The 20004-nt window shown below is 44.8% G+C and carries 12 protein-coding genes; 3 read left to right on the plus strand and 9 right to left on the minus strand.

Annotation, left to right across the window (positions count from 1 at the left end; translation table 11 throughout):
- Positions 1 to 28: 28 nt before the first annotated feature.
- Positions 29 to 403 (minus strand): DUF4871 domain-containing protein, encoded by a 375-nt coding sequence (locus KIK04_RS23190; protein ID WP_232276143.1) that lies wholly within the window; start codon positions 401 to 403, stop codon positions 29 to 31.
- Positions 404 to 743: 340 nt separating this feature from the next.
- Between KIK04_RS23190 and KIK04_RS23195 the strand changes: the two genes are divergently transcribed.
- Positions 744 to 1400 carry a DJ-1/PfpI family protein gene (locus KIK04_RS23195; protein WP_232276144.1) on the plus strand — a complete coding sequence of 219 codons (657 nt, stop codon included), beginning with the start codon at positions 744 to 746 and terminating at the stop codon, positions 1398 to 1400.
- 128 nt (positions 1401 to 1528) lie between these two features.
- A complete protein-coding gene (locus tag KIK04_RS23200; RefSeq protein WP_232276145.1) occupies positions 1529 to 2287 on the plus strand; it encodes an SDR family oxidoreductase in 759 nt (252 codons plus the stop codon).
- Between the two features lie 88 nt (positions 2288 to 2375).
- Here the strand turns inward: KIK04_RS23200 and KIK04_RS23205 are convergent, their stop codons facing one another.
- The 4 genes from KIK04_RS23205 to KIK04_RS23220 all read right to left on the minus strand — a co-directional run bounded on the left by KIK04_RS23205 (position 2376) and on the right by KIK04_RS23220 (position 8180).
- The gene (locus KIK04_RS23205; RefSeq protein ID WP_232276146.1) at positions 2376 to 2741 is read right to left on the minus strand and encodes a MerR family transcriptional regulator; all 366 of its coding nucleotides are present in this window, start codon (positions 2739 to 2741) and stop codon (positions 2376 to 2378) included.
- 133 nt (positions 2742 to 2874) lie between these two features.
- Positions 2875 to 4092: an RES domain-containing protein gene (locus KIK04_RS23210; protein ID WP_232276147.1), complete on the minus strand. Its 1218-nt coding sequence runs from the start codon at positions 4090 to 4092 to the stop codon at positions 2875 to 2877.
- 403 nt (positions 4093 to 4495) lie between these two features.
- Complete coding sequence (gene cysI / locus KIK04_RS23215) at positions 4496 to 6229, minus strand: assimilatory sulfite reductase (NADPH) hemoprotein subunit (RefSeq protein ID WP_232276148.1); 1734 nt, start codon at positions 6227 to 6229, stop codon at positions 4496 to 4498.
- A gap of 79 nt (positions 6230 to 6308) precedes the next feature.
- Positions 6309 to 8180, minus strand: a complete 1872-nt coding sequence (locus KIK04_RS23220; RefSeq protein ID WP_232278872.1) for an assimilatory sulfite reductase (NADPH) flavoprotein subunit — start codon at positions 8178 to 8180, stop codon at positions 6309 to 6311.
- Positions 8181 to 8646: 466 nt separating this feature from the next.
- Here KIK04_RS23220 and KIK04_RS23225 point away from each other — a divergent pair, with 466 nt between their 5' ends.
- Complete coding sequence (locus KIK04_RS23225; RefSeq protein ID WP_232276149.1) at positions 8647 to 10620, plus strand: S9 family peptidase; 1974 nt, start codon at positions 8647 to 8649, stop codon at positions 10618 to 10620.
- Positions 10621 to 10913: 293 nt separating this feature from the next.
- Here the strand turns inward: KIK04_RS23225 and KIK04_RS23230 are convergent, their stop codons facing one another.
- From KIK04_RS23230 to KIK04_RS23245, 4 genes are all read right to left on the minus strand, one after another.
- Complete coding sequence (locus tag KIK04_RS23230; RefSeq protein WP_232276150.1) at positions 10914 to 11270, minus strand: glyoxalase superfamily protein; 357 nt, start codon at positions 11268 to 11270, stop codon at positions 10914 to 10916.
- Positions 11271 to 11455: 185 nt separating this feature from the next.
- Positions 11456 to 11644, minus strand: coding sequence for a hypothetical protein (locus KIK04_RS23235; protein ID WP_232276151.1), 189 nt, complete (start codon positions 11642 to 11644; stop codon positions 11456 to 11458).
- A 65-nt stretch (positions 11645 to 11709) separates the two neighbouring features.
- The gene (locus tag KIK04_RS23240; protein WP_232276152.1) at positions 11710 to 13494 is read right to left on the minus strand and encodes an eCIS core domain-containing protein; all 1785 of its coding nucleotides are present in this window, start codon (positions 13492 to 13494) and stop codon (positions 11710 to 11712) included.
- A 165-nt stretch (positions 13495 to 13659) separates the two neighbouring features.
- A complete protein-coding gene (locus KIK04_RS23245; protein ID WP_232276153.1) occupies positions 13660 to 19941 on the minus strand; it encodes a hypothetical protein in 6282 nt (2093 codons plus the stop codon).
- Positions 19942 to 20004: the final 63 nt, after the last annotated feature.

The following is a 20004-nucleotide window of genomic DNA, read 5'->3' on the forward strand; positions in this document are numbered from 1 at the left end:
TCAATAAGTAAATTGGAAAATAATGATGCTACGATGTCCAGTTATCACCCAGAGCTAGAATTTGATGTACGGTTGTTGTTTCTTTGTGGTATCCCACAATCGTTGATTCGGGTTTGGAAACGCCCCACAAATGCCACATCCACTTTTGCTCGCTAAGACTGGGCATATTCGCACCGATCACGCCCGCTTTGCGTTCATTACCTATTATGCCTTGATCGCCAAACGGCACCGCCCTTTTTTCCCAATCAATCGCAGCAAAGTCACTTTCTTTCACAAACTGTGGTATACCTTTAGGAAAAATTAGTTTGGCTTCGTTCGTTGTACAACCAACCATGAAAATGAACACACTACATAAAAAAAGTATCATGACTGATCCTGACTTCACATGCTTCGCATTGTTCACCTGATCACCTCAAATGGAATAAGTATGGTACTTCGAGCGAGCTTAGTTCAAATCAGCGTTAACCTTATTTTCACACCCCTACTTTATAGTAACATTTTGTAAAAAGAATAAAACAACTGCGTTTTTACATCGCAGCTGTTTTTAGAAGAATAGTGTCCTTTATTTTGTAACACCATATCGTATCATGTTACAAAAATGAATCTTCTTCTCGAAAAGAAATCATTTCATAACAATATTTAACAATGAAATATTTCACAATATAGACACCCATATACCCTACTGGGGTATAGTAAAATACATATGAAGTACATTCATCATCATGCTTAAAGGAGAGATTACTATGGAAATCGCAATCCTGCTTTACGATGGAGTTACAGCATTAGATGCAATAGGTCCGTATGAAGTACTTGCCGCAACAATGAAATGCAACGTGAAGTTTGTAGCCAAGAAAAAAGGGCTCATCCAACTGGATTCAAAAATGGGGTACTTGCATGCTGATTACACCTTTTCTGAAGTAACTTCGGCAGATATTCTTGTCGTTCCTGGTTGCAGCCCGCCTCATTATAAAACTCCGATGAATGACGAAGCAACGTTGGATTGGATTCGCCAATTACATAAGACGACGAAATGGACGACGTCGGTGTGTAATGGTTCGCTTATTTTAAGTGCCGCAGGCTTGTTGAACGGAGTCGTAGCAACGAGTCATTGGTGTTCCTTCGACATCCTGCGTTCGCTTGGAGCCATTCCAACAGATGAGCGCGTCGTACGCCAAGGCAAAATCGTAACCGCAGCTGGTGTCTCCTCCGGTATCGATATGGCCCTCCAATTAGTCGCATGGGAATTGGGGGAAAATGCAAGCAAAAGCGCCCAGTTAATTTTGGAGTACGATCCTCAACCTCCGTTTGATGCGGGCTCACCGAAGAAAGCGCCAGCAGCATTGGTAAAACGGATAAGGAGAGCCCTACAAGATTTTTCTAACCAAGAGCCCAATTCGTAAACTACCAATAAGCATCCGCAACATGTTACCCTTATATTTTTCATTGCAAAAGCCCTTGACTTTGACACTAGTGTGAAGCTTTAGACTGTAAACAGAAAGCCAAACCACTTCAATCAAGGGGAAATCAAATGAACGATTATACAGGAAAAAAAGCGGTTATTACCGGAGGAACGCACGGAATGGGTCTTGCCACAGCTAAAGCGCTGCTGGCGGGCGGGGCGGAAGTTATCGTCACAGGCCGCAACCCGCAGAACATAGATGAGGCCCGACGTGAGTTGGGTGAACGGGCACATGTTGTGTTGTCCGATGTATCACGCATGGAAGATATCCAGGCATTAGGTGAATACGTGGCGAAGCATTTTAGGGAGATCGATTTCTTGCATGTGAACGCAGGAATCTCCAAGCTTGAGCCTTTTCATGAAGTGACGGAAAGTTCCTATGATCGAACGTTTGCTGTGAATACGAAGGGCGCATTTTTCACTGTCCAGCGGTTAGCACCGCTTATTCGTGAAGGAGGCTCGATCGTGTTCACCTCTTCTGTTGCAGATGAAGGCGGCTTTAGCGGGATGAGCGTATATAGCGCCTCCAAAGCTGCGCTGCGCTCATTAGCCTCTGGCTTTGCGGTGGAACTGCTGCCTAGAAGTATTCGCGTCAATGTCGTCAGTCCGGGATTTATCAAGACCCCGACGATGGGCGCCGCCGATCTATCCGAAGCGGAACGCGCTTCCTTCGAGGAGCTTGGCAATCAGATTACACCGATGAAGCGTCATGGCTCATCAGAAGAAGTAGCTAAGGCGGTCTTATTCCTCGCCTTCGATGCTACCTTCACCACAGGCGCGAAGTTAACTGTGGACGGCGGACTCGGGCAACACCTTTCCGTCAATTAAGGTCGATTAAGGTCAATTAAGCAAATCGCGTAAGGCCCCAGAAGCGGGATGATTTACTGCTTCGGGGCCTTGCCTGCGTGCTCGTATGTTAGTTATGTATCTGTTTACTACGTGTAAGGGAGATTTGTCTCTCCAGCAATTTTTTCAATTGATGAAGCGCTTTGATTTGGTCAGTGACGTTACTTAGTTTGTCTTCATAGATGTTCAGCATTTCCTCGCAATATTCGTACTCGTCAGGCGTAGCGAATTCACACTTAAAAAGACTTCCGATTTCATCCGCCGTTAAACCCAGCTTCAAGTATAATTGTATAGCTTTTACACGATCGATATCAGCTTCGTTAAACTTGCGGTAATCATTGTCCAATCTTTCCGCTTGCAGCAAGCCTTTCTCTTCATAATGTCGAATCGAGCGTGCGCTGACTTTGGTCAACTGCGATAATTCGCTTATTTTCATTTTTCAAAGACCTCCTTGTGGGAGTAAGCTAACAAAATGATATGTATGGACAGTAATGATAATTTAATTTGTAAAAACGGAAAAATCTTCATGCCTCTTTATAGTTTCAAATTTATAGTTTCAAACCATTTCTCTAATTATTAAATTTATATTGAATTTGAATCTTTGCTGTATCCAGTGATATTATTTCCAAATCAATTCCATGTTGATAATTCAGAAGAGCATAGTTCTCGTAATTCCCTTCCTTGACCCCTTTGTATTTCACACCATTGAATCCCACATCCAAGCAACAAGCTGAAATATAATTAGTTAATAAATATTCAAATTTCAAAATATTTCTGTCTTTCGAGGATTGGGACAAAAATCTACCAAAATCACCGAGTAAATTACTTAAATCAAGTATTTTCAGAGGTTTCTTCACTTCAAATAACGCAACATCTAATTCTTGATCGTTGTTATAATTCACCTCATAAGGTATGTATTCTTTATGATTCGATAGATAGAGTACTGAAGTACCAACGATATTGTATCTACCATGAGAAGAGACACCGAAAGGTGGCTCCCATATTTCAGTTCGTTCAAATTTCTTACTTCCAATTGGTCTTGTTCTCCCTCGAAATAATTGAGTACCAATATCTAATGTAAAATAATCACCTTCTTTAAGCATCGCATCGAACAATTCATAAAACCGTGCTCCTACAGGATGTTTGTACGCCAAGAGTGGGTTCTTTTTTAAGAAAGATAAAAAACTTTGGACTTCGAAATCTCTTAAATAAATATGATACTTTTCGGCATAATTGATCCAATCACTCAAATCAATATCTAAAAAAGCACTAATGTGATCATTACTAAGAACCCTAAATGATTGGATAAAATTACCTTTATGATAAGTCTTTGATTCTTTGTGATATCCAAACCCACAACATCCGCAGCTTAAATACGGAATAATGTGTTTAACATATTGGGAAGGTATAAAGTGTTCTTCTAAAAACTTTGTAATTGATAGACCTTCATCATATTTTTTCTCCCCTATTTCTATAACACTCATTTTATTTGCTTCAAATAATTCATTAACTATATCGCATCGAGAACAATAATGTATATATGTGGATATTTCATTACCAAGCATTTCACTAATTGCTTTTACTAATTGCTCCTCTTTTTCTTCAACTACGAAATAATCATCATATTGAAGGTCTTCGCAACATATTGAACATTTTAAATCTAGATCTATTAAATGCTCATTGTATGTTTCTACGTAACTTTGTAATTCATCCACATAAGAAATTATGCTTTCTAATGGGTTAATATCGAGCTTAACAAATGTAGAAGAAAGTTCAAAACAGTTCATACATTTTATATTATTCAAATATCTCACCTTTTCGTAATATTTTAGTAAAATATAGATCTTATCAAGCTGAGTATGCTTCCTCGCTTCTGCCCACTGCAGCTCCGAACCTACCTACTTATTTCGTTCAAATTGAAACAAGGATGATTAGATGAATGGAATACAATATTAGGTAAGGTTAGCAATCTTGGTTTAACCTATAAAAAATTCTATATGCTAAGGATGTTATCAGGAATGAATTTAAAATGAAGAAGCCTATATCTTTTTCGATTTTCCCGCGAACACAATCCAGCCTAGACAATATGTGAATGATGTTCCTCATCATCCACATATAGCATACACGGAGGAAATCAAAAAGGCGATGCAGGAATATTCGCTGCACCGCCACTTTTGAAGAAACAATCTATTAATCGTGGAAGTTCATACCGTTTGTCACAGGCTGCACATAGCCCGTACGGATCACAAAATCGCCAAAATGCTCGCCACTAACACGCTCGGTCGCATAGCGGTTAATGATAGGTTTAAGCGTATCGATGATTTCCTCTTCCCCGATGTTCTCACGGTACAACTTGCTCAGGCGGTCGCCGGAGAAACCGGCGCCCATGTACATGTTGTACTTGCCAGGCGATTTGCCGATGAACGAAATCTCGCCCAACGCCGGACGCGCGCAGCCGTTCGGGCAGCCTGTCATGCGAATAATGATTTCTTCATCGCGCAGACCCGCTTCCTCGAGAACCGGCTCCAACTTATCGACCAATGTCGGCAAGTAACGTTCAGCTTCCGCCATCGCAAGCCCACATGTCGGCAATGCTACACATGACAATGCGCTGCGACGAAGAGCCGAATACTGCGTGCCTTCCGCGATGCCGTAGTCTTTCAACAAAGCAACGATTTTCGCTTTCTTCTGGCTGTTCACGTTGGCAATCATTAAGTTCTGATTAGCCGTAAGACGGAAATCTCCCGTATGAATCTTCGCGATCTCACGCAGCGCCGTTCTCAGCTTATAGCCTTCAACGTCCGCGATGCGTCCACTTTGAACATACAGCGTCAAATTCCATTTGCCGTCTTTACCTTTAATCCAGCCATAACGGTCGCCGGTATGATCGAACTTGAACTCGCGTGCAGGCTCAAGCGTCCAGCCCAAGCGCTCATGCAGCTCGTCTACAAACCATTCCAAGCCGTGGCGGTCGATCGTATACTTGAAACGAGCGTATTTCCGTACAGAGCGGTTGCCGTAATCGCGCTGGATCGTAACTGTCTTCTCCGCTACGTCCAGAACGCGGTCTGGCGTTATGAAGCCGATGACGCGCGCAAGCTGCGGATAAGTAGCGTTATCACCGTGCGTCATGCCCATGCCGCCACCGACGCAGACGTTAAAGCCGACGAGCTTGCCGTCTTCTACGATAGCGATATAGCCAAGATCTTGCGAATACACGTCAACGTCATTCGATGGCGGTACCGCAATGCCGATTTTAAATTTTCGCGGCAAATATACAGGACCATAAATGGGCTCTACCTCTACAGCCGTATCTGCTTGCTCAAGACTGTCTACAACCTTCTCGCCATCGAGCCAAATTTCATGATATGCAGGCGTTTTAGGTGCCAAATGTGTCGTCAACTGCTGCGACCAGTAGAACACCTCGCTATGAATGTCCGATTGGTACGGATTCGGATTACACATGACGTTGCGGCTAACATCACCGCAAGCAGCCAACGTCGTCAGCATCGCTTCATTAATTTCTTGAATTGTTTTTTTCAAATTCCACTTCAAGACGCCATGCAGCTGGAATGCCTGCCGTGTCGTCAAACGCAAGCTTCCAGTGCCGTATTTGTCAGCCAACTCATCCATAACGAGCCATTGCGCCGGCGTTGACACGCCACCCGGTGTAACGACACGTAGCATAAACTGGAAGTATGGCTCCAGCTTTTGCTTTTGCCGCTCATTGCGGTAATCGCGGTCGTCCTGCATATAGCTGCCGTGGAATTTAAGCAGTCGGTTATCTAACTCGGGCAATCCGCCTGTAATTCGGTTAGCTAGCGAATTCGTCAACGATCCACGCAAATAGTTACTCTCTTTTTTCAAATCCTCCACGTCACTCGGCGGCCCGCCGATTGGCTCTACCTTAAGGTTGTTTGACATTGCTGTTAGCTCCTTTGCCCCCATGATCGGTTCATTCTTTTATATTTATCTATAAAAAAGTCCGCTCTAGCTCCCACGCTTAGTATACGTCGCGTTGGTAACGTCCCTCTGCTTGCAGCTCAGACAAGTACGCAGCTGCCGCTTCAGGAGATTGGCCGCCGTACTGCCCGATAATAGTGAGCAATGCAGCTTGCACGTCGTGCGCCATATGCTTCTCGTCTCCACAGACGTACACATGTGCGCCTTTTTGCAGCCACTCGTACAGCTCTGCGCCATTTTCCAGCATCCGCTGCTGTACATATACCTTCTCGTCCGTATCTCGGGAAAAAGCTACGTCCAGCTTCGTCAATACACCGTCATTCAACATGCGCTGCCAGTCAGTCTGATACAGGAAGTCTGTCACGAAATGTCTATCCCCGTAGAAAAGCCACGTTTTCCCCGTTGCGCCCAACTCCTCACGCTCCTCAAGGAACGCTCGGAACGGTGCAACGCCCGTGCCTGGGCCGACCATGATGACCGGCGTATCGGAATTGTCCGGCAACTTAAAGTTTGGATTTTGTTGGATGAAAATTGGAAGCTTATCACCTGTCACCAGTCGTTCAGAAGTGTACACGGAGCACACGCCTTTGCGGTCACGGCCATGAGCTTTGTATTCCACTTTCCGGATCGTCAGATGCACTTCCTCCGGATGAGAGTTTAAGCTGCTCGCAATGGAATATAGCCGTGGCGGCAGCTTGCGCAGCAAAGTTGCAACGTCACTAACAGCCAGCGTCCATGGCGTGTAATCACGCAGCAGATCAAGCAAATCGCGTCCGTTCATATAGGCTTTCAAGTCTTCTTTATGTTCTGGCTTTAGCAGTTCAGCCAGCTTGTCGTTTCCAGTAAAGGCAACCGCTTTTTCCAGCAAAGGCTTGGTCAAGACTGTGATTTCAAAATGATGAAGCAGGGCTTCACGAAGCGAAGAAGTTTCGCCTGCTTTGCCCGTTACGACTGCTTCTTCCGGATTCCATTTCAGGAACGAGATAAGTTCATCTACTAATGATGGGTCATTCTGCGGGTAAACGCCAACCGCATCCCCAGGTGCATACGTCAGACCTGAACCTTCAAGAGACAGCTCCAAATGGCGCGTTTCACGGTCCGAACCTTGGCCGTTCAAGTTCAAATTATCAAGCACTTCCGCCATAAACGGATTAGCTCGCGAATATGTCGAATCGCTTGCGACAGATGCCAATGCAGATGTAGACGCAACGCCCTCTACTCCATGCAAGGATGCTGATACCGATGTCGCAGCGTTGTTCACTACAGCATTTACGGCTGCTATCCAGCCAGCGGCGGACTCCTCAAAATCCACATCGCAATCTACACGATCCACGATCCGCTCTGCACCGAGTTCAGCGAGCCTAGTGTCAAAATCGATTCCTGTTTTGCAAAAAAATTCGTACGACGTATCGCCCAGTGCAAGAACGGAGAACTTCAATCCATCTAGCTTCGGCGCACGTTTGCTATTCAATAATTCATAAAAAGTTAACGCATTATCCGGCGGATCGCCCTCACCGTGCGTACTGACGAGAACAAATAAATAACCAGCTTTTTTTAGATTGTTCGTTTTGTACTTGTTCATGGCGGACAGCGTAACCTCGATGCCTTGACCTTTTAGCTTGTCTGCAAGCCGTCCTGCCAATCTTTGCGAGTTACCAGTCTGTGAACCGAACAAAATCGTCGCTTCGCGCGGGCCTTGTGGCGCGACTACTGCTTCAGCCGCAGGCGCATGCGCTTCCAGTACCGTGCTTGCCGCCAATTCCGATGCTGCGGCGCTAACATTCCCCGCACGATAAAAAGCTAAGTATCCTCCGAGCCAATTCAATTGCGCTTCTGTCAAAGTTGGGAGCAGCTTATTAATTAATTCTGCTTGCTCGGCTGTAAACGGGCTATTCGTCACTTGTAGTTGCAACAACATCCTCCACCTCACATCAATCTCTATAAATCCGACCTAGTTACTTTGTTTTAATCTGTATTTATAGTAACGCAGTCTCATGCAAGGTTCAATGTATTTACCGATATTTGTCTATAAGGATTTTTGAAATATTTATAACTTTTGATTATAAAGCTGTGTTGGAAAAAGAGAGCTGGAAATCGAAGCTGTACATTTTGGAGTTAGCGGTGGATGATGAACTGTAGCCCGTAAGCTGGAATCTTGAAAAAAGTGACATTTCACGGGTTTTTGTGCTTTAATCATATTAGCGAGAATACACAGGGAATGACTCCTGATGAATTCAGAATTCATCTCCCTGCTACTTAAGAATAGCGTGACTGTTTTCAAAACTGTCCTTAAATGAGGTGACCATTCATGGTTCAGCATAGGGCAGAGATTTTATGGAACATATATAGATTACTAGACATCACGAGGGGGTTTATTTATGAAAACGAATGAAAATACATATCTAAGTATAGAAGAGATTATTTCATTACCCATCTTATCAAGTACAAACATAAGTGATGATGGCAAAAACGTAGCATTTGTAAAGAAGACGGCTAACTGGAAAGACAATACATATAATAATCATGTGTGGATATATGAAAAAGATAAGGGACAGAGTTACCCCATAACAACTAGGGATATAAATAGTACATACCCACTATGGTCTCCAGACTCTAACAATATCGCATACCTTAGCCCAGTTAGTGACGGGGATAACAAGAAAAATCAGATCTTTGTTAAGTCAATAGATGGTTATAGCGGGGTTCAAATTACTGATGAGAAAGAAGGCGTCAGTAATTTCAAATGGGAGCCTACTGGCAAGGGTTTTTATTATGTTGCACAGTCAAAACAATCTGAGATGATAAAGAAAAGTAAAGATCGATATGGAAATTTCCATCATGTAGGTAAGGAATATCAGAATAATTGTTTATTTTACATTGAAATAGAAAAAGGGATACAAAATGATAAATATGAACACGAAAATAGTGTTGTTTATCAGCTAACGGATGGAAAGGATTTTCATATCCATGAATTTGATATTTCAAATGATGGGAAAAAGCTTGTATTTATGGCTACACCAAGCTCAAATATGGAAGATAATATAAATAAAGATCTATACCTACTAGATATTAAAGCTGAAGAGCTACAAAAGATGAATATAGATAAGTTGTTGGGAGGGGGCGTTTGCTTTTCTCCTGAAGGCAACAAAATATGTTACTCCGCAAGCTTAAGGGAGAAGGATTACTATAAGAACCATATCAAAGACAGTACATTAGAAATATATGATATTAATAATGGAGAGCTTATTCAACCTTTAACAGATTTTGATAGTACGGTTATTCCATTACGGTGGACAGCTAAAGGGATTTTAATGAGATGGCAGAATAAAACGAATGTTGTTATTGGGCTGCTGTCTGAGGATGGCACTGTGAAAATGTTAAGCAAACAAGTAGATAGCTTTATAATGGATGCTTCTATAACAAGCGATGGAAATCATATATCCTATACTAAAGCTATAACCAGTGAAATCTTTGAAATTTATTTAGACGATAACAAAATAACGAATGAAAATAGCTTTTTCAAAGGAAAGCTTAAAAGTAACAAGGAAATCATCTCATGGCAAAGCAGCGATGGTCTTGAAATAGAGGGCGTGTTATCAACCCCAGTCGATTTTGATCCAAATAAAAAGTATCCCTTATTAGTGGTCATCCATGGTGGCCCCGCTTGGGCATCCTTCCCCATATTTTCGGACTGTTTTAATGAGAAATATCCTATTGAACAGTTTATCGAAAAAGGCTTTATCGTTTTAGAGCCAAACTACAGAGGAAGTTCTGGTTATGGTAATGAATTTTTAAAAGCAAACTATAGAAAAATGGGGATTGCCGACTACGATGATGTTAGTTCTGGAGTGGATAAACTAGTTGACGAAGGGATTGCAGATAATGACAGAGTAGGCGTTATGGGATGGAGCAACGGTGGATATATATCAGCTTTCTGTTCTACATTTAGTAGTAGATTTAAAGCTATTTCCGTTGGAGGTGGAATTACGAATTGGATTACCCATTATGTAAATACAGATATACCTTATTTTATTAGGATGTATTTAGGAAATGATCCATGGAATGATCCAGAGATATATGCTAAAACATCACCAATGACATATATTAAATCAGCCTGTACTCCTACCTTAATCCAACATGGCGAACAGGATGCAAGAGTTCGAACTCCAAATGCATATGAGCTATATCAAGGATTAAGGGATATGGAAGTTGATACAGAATTAATTATATTTAAAGGAATGGGACATAGTTCTGACCAGCCAACAGTTAATGTGGCTCTTATGAAGCAGAATTTGATGTGGTTTTCACACTATTTGCTTGGCGAAAGCATGAAAGATTTTAGGGTTTTATGATTAATCAATAGGTATCGTCACAGGATACATAAGGTTGAAACAGTCCATCTTTTGCGTGTTGGCGAAGACGACTGGGTGAACTAATAGGGAAATAATCGCCTGCCCCATGGAATAAGGGCAGGCGATTTTTGTATCGATACAAACGTTGCTATGCTCTTACCCCTTTCGTAATAAGCAAAAGTTCATAAAACGAATGAACTGAATCCTTCAATCTACTCGTCTACTCGACCCGTGCGAATGAGCCCCCGACCTTCTCGCTGCCAACCAAACGCACTCCTGTCTAATTTTGAATGTTACATCTCTTCAAAAAAAGTGAGCTTATTCCCAAAAGGATCGATCAAACGGACTTCCTTCGTATTCCATTCTGTTGTTTCAATTTCAGGTCGCGAATAGGCATGGTTTTGACTCCGTAATGCTTGATGAAAATGTTCGATTCCTGTAATGCTAATTCGAATCGCGGAGCCAGGAGAGCAATCCCCGTAATGTTCAGTCAAATGTAAAGTAAGATAATTATTGGAGATTTGCATATAGAGGGGCAAGTCCATTTCAAATCGGTGTTCCCAATCTACATGAAAACCTAAGTATTCAAGATAGAATTGTTTCGCTTTATGCTCATCAAATATTCTAAAGATTGGAGTGACGTTACTCATGTTCATTTATGTCCCCTTTCTTTATTAGTTTGTCTATGAACAGCACTATGATGTAGTCTCGCAGCAGTTTTCTGCTAAAAGCAATGCTAGATTTATTTCAGTCGTCGAATGCTTACATTCTGGTCAGTAAAATGTACATGCGAATGAAGGAGACTTGTATGCTCAATATTCATTTTTACGAGTCGCTAATCGTGAAATCCCCATGAATTAAAGTGATTAAACACATCCTGAGGCAGCCTTTCAGATAAGGCACGATATATTGCTCTGTACTGAGTGCCGTTCTGTTCCCATTGTTGATCCACTTGATTTAATTGCTCATCACTTATGGTCTCTGTATTTTGCGCTACAAACAGATCGTATGTAAAGTATTTCACTACGCACCTCACCTATTTTTGGTTTTTGTAGGACCACAATCCATTATTTCTCCGCCAAGAGCCATCTACTGCCTACCTTCTACATTCAGCCAGGCATTATCGGAAGCACGGACGAAGGCTCCTTCAGGGTATGCTAACTGATCGAACAGTAACTGCATGGCCGGGGTGAAACTATCCTCATTCGCTGTTAGATTTTTCCCAAAGGAGCTGATATTGATCGGACCGTAGGTTTCCCCCAATAGATCCTTTAAATAGCGGTTGTCTGACAGCTCCTTGTCCACTTCACTTCTCTGCTGATCGGAAAAAGGAAGCGCCACTTCCGCCATTGCCTCGGGGCCTGTCGTGTTCATCACGGCTGCTTTCACCAGCTCTCGATTCCCGCTGAGAATGTTGGCCACTTGATCATCATCAGCCAATTTTCCGTAGACATGTTTCCTGTAGTCGTCTATATACTTGTTACCCGGAACCGCTGAAATCGCATCGTTGGAAAACGCTTTGCTATGCTCCAACTGCGCCCAACCAAGGCGAACGCCAAGCGGTGCATCCATTCCAGCGAAGGAAGTCGCCTCCGCGCCAGGAGTATTGTCGGAATCCATATACGTCCCACCCTCTTTGTACAGGATCTCCAAGCGCACGACATCAGACAGCGCCCCTGCTGCAGCTGGATTGACTCTGCCCCCATGGTAAGTGGGCAGCTTATTTGCCGTCGCCTCCAACTCCTCTGCGCTGTCGTATAGCTCCGAAGTATTCCGAATCTCAATACCATGCCTCTGAAGTTCGCTTACATTCGTTACCCGCTCCGAATGCTCATCAAGCCATAGATTTACAGTGACATGAGAAGCCTGATAGGACCATGTGATGATATTTTGTTCTCGTTCCGCGGGAAGGCGTCCGCCCAGCCATACAAAATGCATGAGCGAGGGGACTATTGGTGTCGGAGGGGCTGTTGTCTCTGCTGGCTCGGTCAGCTTGTTGCCGACCAGAGCGCCTCCGGCTCCAAGCGCCAGCATGGCGAGCGCGGTGACCGGATTGCTAAGCGAGGCCAGATAGCCAAGCCCGAGCCCTAGGCCCATTCCGAACAGCCCGCCTCCCGCGGCTCCGCTCTTCGTCATCTGCACCGGCGCTTCATTCGTAGGCAACGAAACGTTTCCATTTGCCTCCATGTGCCGCACATCGGCTTGCATTCGCTGTGCAATCCGGCTGCTCGTCTGCTCTACCCCGCTCCCGAGAAAGGGAGACGCCTCCTGAGTGCGGGAGATTTGTTTTCTTTGCGCGGCTAATTTTCCCATATGATCAGCCTCTTTTTCCAACGCAGGGTCATCGTTAACGGGAACACCGTTGGCCTGTGTTGTCGCCTGAACCCGCCCCTGTCTCTGCTGCACGACATGCGTCAGCTCGTGACCTAACAGCGCTTGCCCGCCAGTACTATTGGGCTGAAACTGACCTGGAGCAAAATGAATGTCGTTGCCCTGTGTATAAGCGAGCGCGTCGATTTCGGGAGCCTTTGGCGAATTTGGATGAATCCGCACCTGTGAAAAATCCGTATTAAAGGTCTGCTCCATCTGAAGCTGCAGTGCGGCGGGCATGCCGCCCTTGTCTACGCCCTTTCCTACGGCCTCTCCTGTGGTTTCACTAGATAGCACGCCGCTTCCTTTTCCACTCAGCATACGCTGTACCGCTTGATTACCTATCGTGCGTTGAAGCTGTAAAATCGACGCAGAAGACAACGATTCGGAACCAAACGATTGTCCTCCATCGTTTTTGGCCGAACTGGCTTTACGCTCGCTAGACTGTTGCTGCACGGCATGCTGATCGTGTTTATCCGGATGCTCCATCCTACCTCGTGACATTTGCTTACCCCCTTCGGTTATAATCGCCGTCCTCTGTGCAGACTAGCCTGTTCATGCTGCTCGCAACATGAAAGCGTCTGCGCTTGCACATATCTTAACATGTTTCTATTATTTTGAAATCAGTGTGTCTGAGCCTTTCTATGACCGCCTGCCGGTACCTTTTTATCAACCTGTCCTTTTGGTGAAGCTTAATAAATAGGCGTGTCGGCTCACTATGTCTACCTCTGCAGGTGATACAACCCGCATTAAAGAGTCATTAAATCCGTACCATTGATTATTTTTACGGAAGTATCCGACGTAATGTCCTGAATCCGGACTGGCACCGAGATGCAAAATGAAGCTATTCAGTTCATACTTAACCGCTTCCGTTCCATTTTCAATACATGCGGGGTTGATCGTCAGCTCCCGATCGGGTACAGGTACCGTCGTATCGATCTTGACCACCCTCTGCAGCTCACGGCTGTATGTAAACCGGGCCAGTTGGATTGTGAGCACATTCGGAAGGCTAGTAAATTTACGGTTAGACTGAACGTTGCTCTCGTCCCTGAACCTCTCGATCATACTGGACGTATTTAGCTCAACCAATTGATTCAAGTCCATCCCTTCTTCTATTTGGTTTAATACGAGCGCTGCTTCCTTAGAATCGACCTGCTCTTCCCCGTCGTTTAAAGCATAGGTCGTTCTCACTTTCACTTGATCGTTGAAATTCAACTTATCGGTTAAGAAGAGGAGCAATTCAGCCGCATCCTGTTGGGACGCGATTCGGCTAACGTTTCCGTTAATCCAACCATTGCGCAGTAACGCTTTGCGGAATGCTAGGATTTCCGCTTCGAGCACTAGTCCGTTCGTCAACAATTTCTGCATGATCGCTCGTCCTGACAGTTGCAGTTCTCGCACCGCCGCAGACATGACTACAGAAGGCGGGATGACATCAGACGACGTGTTGGCAGCCACAGACGTGCTAGAAACTGAAGGCGACTCCATAAACAGATTGGTGAATGTGGAATTGGACGCCATCATTTGCATAATAGAACCGATATAACAGGAGTTGCCTACATTGAGCAGTCCCTGTGGCATGGCGCTCACAGACGAGCTGGAGACGACCATCGGCACTGTGTTGGCGAATAGCTTGAGCTTTTTCAATTCCTCCCGGTTGTTTAGAAGCTCTGACTCCATTTTATGCAGCTTTTCGCCCAAAATGGTGACCCTCACCCGAGGGTCGGACTGAACGTCCAAGCTTTCTTTCGTTGACTCAGGAAGCGCTGCCTTTTTCAAGGTTTCAGTAACTTCTAGAATTTCATTGGACAGCAGATCACTCTCTCGCTCTATCTTCTCGATCAATGCTTCGATCGCTTGCTGTTCTTTCCATTTCCCTCCCAGATTTTCGAGAAAATCAACTTGATTGCGAAAAGAAATGATTCGTTTAATTGTATTCACCACATAATTAGGCTCCAGCCTGTCCAGCTTCGCATAAAACATCGGGATAATGATATCACTCAAGATTTGCCCAGCGGCCTTCGCCTGTCTGTCGGCCAACTCCTGTGAACCTTCGTATACATGCGCTTGCGCCGATTGGATAAAATACTCAAGCGAACCGAACAGCTGGTTTATTTCACTGGCCTCTTTTGACCCCGATACTCCGTCACGTTCCATACGACCCGTTGCAGAAGTTTCTACCAACTCGGCATATTCCTTGGCATCCTCCATATCTGTATCCTTTTTGGATATATCATAGAAGGTCGCCAAATGAGCGGTGTCGTCCAGTTCGACACGAACGATCGCTTTATTCCCATTTTTGATGAAGACGAACTGTTGGGTTCCTAGCTGCTCATAATTGTCGCTGATCATATCCCCAGATTCGATCGTTTCCAATGCGGAGTTCAAATACTGTTCGAAGCCGTACCCCGTTGATCCGGTTTTCTGCTGGATTCCTTTACTGTGCTTTATATAATGGTATTTTGCTGATGGTTCTGAAATAAAGCCGATCTTACCATTGGCTGCGAGGGCCTTAATCTCCCGCCCATGTTCTTTAAGCGATTGCTTGAGGTTGGCATGATGGCTTAATTGTTCACCTACGGATACGGATACGGTTGTAGACGTGTACGCTACATTCACTTCCTTTTCCCTTTCAGCCTCTATAATAGAGTCCTTAGTAGAGTCCTCGTTAGAGTCCACAGCCGAATCCGCAGTAGCTTTCACAGCAGTTGGAGCCTGTTCAGACGAAGCCAAGTAAAACTCAAAAAACTCTACAAAATGAGTCCAATTAAGAACAGGAAATCCAGCTTTGCTCCTCGCCCACTTGGCCGCGCTCTTCAGCATAACTGCATCGATATCGGATTTCATGTAATGCAGCAAATCGAACAGCCGAATCCAATGGGCATCCTGAACAGGCCGCTCCTCTATGTCAAAATGGGTTAACATTTCGGAAATTTCGAACTGGTGCTTACGGAACCTAAGCCTTTCCCCACCTGAGCTAATGAGCGATATGCTAGACATGTCCTCCGTATAAGGCAGCTTTCCTTTCTCCGAGATTTTGTAGACGAACATCAGCAGCTCATCTAGCTTGTTTTTAGCTTTTAATTCGCGGATCTTATTAACATGGATACGTATTTCGCCAGCGAAGCTGAGCATATCACCGCCTGCATTCGTTATCTCTATCGCAATGCCATCTTTCTGCATCTGGGTTTGAATGTCCTTAATCCACACTTCCACCGGCTGCTCATCCTTAAGATTCTCTGTCCAACGCCATGGGCGTGGTCCGACATACTTGCTGTTCTCAATCGCAGGCCTACCAGGTTCGCCGGTAGCCGACATCCCCTGACTATGCTTGTCCCACTCCCCTTCTCCTGACTCTTTATCGATCCATCGGTACAAGTGATAATGCGGCGATGTATGACCCGCCATGCCGTGCTCGGTTAAGTCCATATCCACCATCAAATTTTCCTCGTCCTGATCCTTCACGAACATGCGGTACTGATACAGTCGCCCGCTCTCCGTGTCGTATTTTACATCAGGCAAACCGTCATCTGGCAGCTTAGACGTTTGTGGATTATCCAATCTCCCAGGAATAATACTATGTCTATAACTCGGTGTACCGTCCTCAAAAAACCCGGAAGGACTATCCGGAAACAATTGACGGATCAGCTTGTCCGAAAAACCTAAATCCCTCATGACCTGAATAAGCTCCGCAGGGGTACGTTCTCTTGCTTGATCCAGAATCTGCGCCATTTTAACGGCCCGAGTATCCTTGTCATTGTGGGCATTGCTTATTAACTCAACTATCCGTTTACGGATCAATTGCAGTTGCTCGTCAGCAATATGATAGTTTCTGGCAGAAAATTTAAGCAACCGCCCGAGTCGATTAAATGACATCAATTCAAATAGCTCTTCAACAAAGCTTCTTTCCAGCGAATACAAGTTTTTAGACAAGGTATCGGCTACTCCGCGTCCTGTAGGATCATGAAGCTTGCCTGTCTTATCGATATAAAGCGAATTCATCGAAAAATCTCGTTTTTTGGCATCTTTTTCGTAAAATCCGGAGTCTGCGAAGGATCGGACCTCAGTTGCCCTTTCTCTGGGTACGCACGTAATATCGATGGAAAATTCGGTTTGAATGGCAAGTTGGACCAGATGCAGCTTATCCGTTTTGACGACATTGCGAGGGATATTGGAAAAACGTTCGTCCGCAATCAGCATCGCGACCAGCGAATCGATATCCATGTTCGTCGTGACATCGATGTCTTTAGGTGATTCACCACGCAAGGAATCCCGCACGGAACCGCCAACGAAAGCGATATCATATTGATTGGCGGATACGAGCTCAATTAAATCTTTCACGGTAACCGTTGAATCTTTTTTGCCGATCGGCTTTCCGAATAGTGTGGCAGCGGGACCTTTGTTCGGCACGACTATCTCGTTGTAGCTGTCACTGCCGTGTACGATCGGATCGGCCTTAGCTCCGTCCGGCTTGTAAAATTCATAGGTCTTGTCTTCTTCCTTCACCGTCGCGTCAACCGGAATGATCGTCAGCTTGCGACCGCCTAGCTCCAATATGAAAGGTTTATCGGAAACATACTTCTTCACATCCGGCACCTCGACATCAGGAACGGCCTCACCGATTGCCGTTGAAGAACCAAGAGATGGTGCAGAGCCATCAGGTAGGCCCGTACTCCCCTTCCCTATCTCTTTCTCTTTCTCTTTCTTTTTCACTTCCTGCTCCAAGTACATTTCATACAAATGCTTCGTTATTCCTTTATCCGCGGTAATTAAGCGTACTTCAGTTGCTTCCGATTGCGTCAACGCATGTAGCGAATCGACGACAAGTTGCCGATCAGGCGCGCCCTTGGATCCACCGACCTGCCGCTGCTCCAACATAAGCAAATCGGCGGCATACTGTCCTTGGTGGTTCGAACCGTCTCGCTTGCCAGTGATCGGCATTGGCTTCCATGGAATGCTCGGTGTTTTTTTGGAGCCAGCTTCGAAGACGCGGGTTCCGAATTGCACCAATTCACCAATGACCATGTTCGGAAGCCGAATGTCCTTCACCGTACGACCATTCAGCAGTTCCATCGTTTTGCGTTTGACTTGTAGCTCCTCCGGATTCATATCGGCATCCGCTAGGAGGAGCGCTTTAGCAATGTTCGTGTCCAAAATAAGTGATTCTGAAGACAACGGGCTGTTCTGCTCATCATCATTAGCGGCAGTATTCACGTTTGCCAACGTGTCGCGCAATTGATCAATCAAGCCGCGAATCGCGGCCATCGCATTATTTTTACGATAGTAGGAGATTAAGCGGGCTGCTGTATGGAAACCTAGTGTGCGCACGAGAAATCCGGCTTCTAGCTTCGTGATGAAAAAAGCATCGACCGCGTTATCTATCGTTTTCTTCGTGGGCAGGGTATCTCTAAGCTCCAGCTTCTTCACGGGTTTTTCCAAAAATGTATCCGGAATATCGATGCTCACGTCAAACTTTTCTTTAAAAGCGATGAGATATTTTTTGTCGTCTGATTTTTTGAAGTTCGCCAAGAAAGTCCCTAGAAGCAACTCTCCATTGATGTATAAATTGAGCTGACGCAGCACATTTCCCATACGAGGCTTTTGTTCTTTTATTTCTTTTTCCAAATCCGTGTGATGCTTCTTGTCGATGTGTTCAAATAAAAAGGGGAATTCCTCTTCTGGTTTCTTCTCCACCACTACTTCATCACTATAATCGGAATATTCCATTAACATCTCCAAAAAAGCATCGTTAGTATCCTCATGTATTGGAGTACTCGATGATTCATCGCTTGCTGTTGTTGGTTTGTCGATGAGCGGTGTCTCCACAATCGGATCGTCTTTTTTGACCAGCAAAGGTACGGGTACGGGAGGCGTTTCATTTCTTCGTTTTTTCTTTGCTTTCTCAAAATCGGTATCCGTATTCGTAGCTTTTTCCTTCAAACTCGCCATATATCGCTCTCTGGACTGTTTTGTTTTCTCGGTTACCATGTTGAGGTGATTGATCAGCCCTGTCGGCATATCCGGATGTTCCCGCTCCGAAGTTGATTTGTGAAATCTAAGATAAAATTCGCTCAATTGAGCAAGGAAACGTGTCGACGAAGCCAGAGTCAGCTTCAATTCCGAAGCTGTAAATTCTGTTAGACTCGCAAACTGGACACTTAATGCTTGGGCATTTGGATGTTCTTCCAAATGAGGTAGCCAGTCTACTAGTGTGCTCCACAAAGCTGATTCGGGAATATCAGTTTGTATGGATTGAACAACCCGATCTTCCAACGTCCGTACACCTGATCTTACTTGGGGTATGCCCGATTCGCTGCCTGTCTTTCGTTTGCTGCCTGCTTCGGAAGGATCGAACCAACCGGGGGTTTCGCTTGCCCAATCTTGAATTTGCCGCAGCGCCGAACGCAACAAGGGAAGAAGCGCCTCTTGATTGATCGTTTCCGCAATATATAGGATGTATGATTTCACGCCTTTGCCGTCATTTACCGGACCGCGACTAATAAAGACGGGCTGCCCGTGTTCTGCCTCAGAAAGCAGCTGAATGTCTACCGCTATCCTTGAATGCCTATTATATATGGAGTCGATAAGCAATCTTTTATGTGTACGATCGACGGTAGTAGACGGGTCTTCCAATTTACTCAAAATTTCATCAATAATATCCCCCTCTGAATCGCCAGCTTTCCAACGCTGAATGACCTGATTGGTGGAAGGAGAAGCCGTTGAGCCCGGGCCTTGCCGAACATCTTGCAATAGGGAAACCATCTGTAAAACAGAATCATTTCCAGAAACGTGCTGCATATGAAGGAGTCCCTGATGAGTCAACGATACACGGTTTTGACTTGCTCCGAGTGTTGGCTCGTGCAGAGCACTATCGTTCGTGCCGAGCGGCGTTTGAGTCGCGTGAGATTCATTGCCTTGACCGGTTTTAGATGCTGTTTGATGCGTCATCATTGACACTCATTCCCCCACCTACGACAAATGATTTTGGAGTCTAAATTGCAAGGGCTAATACAG

This window comes from Paenibacillus sp. 481 (genome assembly GCF_021223605.1).
Lineage (GTDB): Bacteria > Bacillota > Bacilli > Paenibacillales > Paenibacillaceae > Paenibacillus_B.

What these genes read in the sequence shown, in the direction of transcription:
- KIK04_RS23195 (WP_232276144.1), top strand. Translation starts at nt 744, where the DNA reads ATGGAAATCGCAATCCTGCTTTACGATGGAGTTACAGCATTAGATGCA.
- KIK04_RS23200 (WP_232276145.1), top strand. Translation starts at nt 1,529, where the DNA reads ATGAACGATTATACAGGAAAAAAAGCGGTTATTACCGGAGGAACGCAC.
- KIK04_RS23205 (WP_232276146.1), bottom strand. Translation starts at nt 2,741, where the DNA reads ATGAAAATAAGCGAATTATCGCAGTTGACCAAAGTCAGCGCACGCTCG.
- KIK04_RS23210 (WP_232276147.1), bottom strand. Translation starts at nt 4,092, where the DNA reads ATGAACTGTTTTGAACTTTCTTCTACATTTGTTAAGCTCGATATTAAC.
- cysI (WP_232276148.1), bottom strand. Translation starts at nt 6,229, where the DNA reads ATGTCAAACAACCTTAAGGTAGAGCCAATCGGCGGGCCGCCGAGTGAC.
- KIK04_RS23225 (WP_232276149.1), top strand. Translation starts at nt 8,647, where the DNA reads ATGAAAACGAATGAAAATACATATCTAAGTATAGAAGAGATTATTTCA.
- KIK04_RS23230 (WP_232276150.1), bottom strand. Translation starts at nt 11,270, where the DNA reads ATGAGTAACGTCACTCCAATCTTTAGAATATTTGATGAGCATAAAGCG.
- KIK04_RS23240 (WP_232276152.1), bottom strand. Translation starts at nt 13,494, where the DNA reads ATGTCACGAGGTAGGATGGAGCATCCGGATAAACACGATCAGCATGCC.
- KIK04_RS23245 (WP_232276153.1), bottom strand. Translation starts at nt 19,941, where the DNA reads ATGATGACGCATCAAACAGCATCTAAAACCGGTCAAGGCAATGAATCT.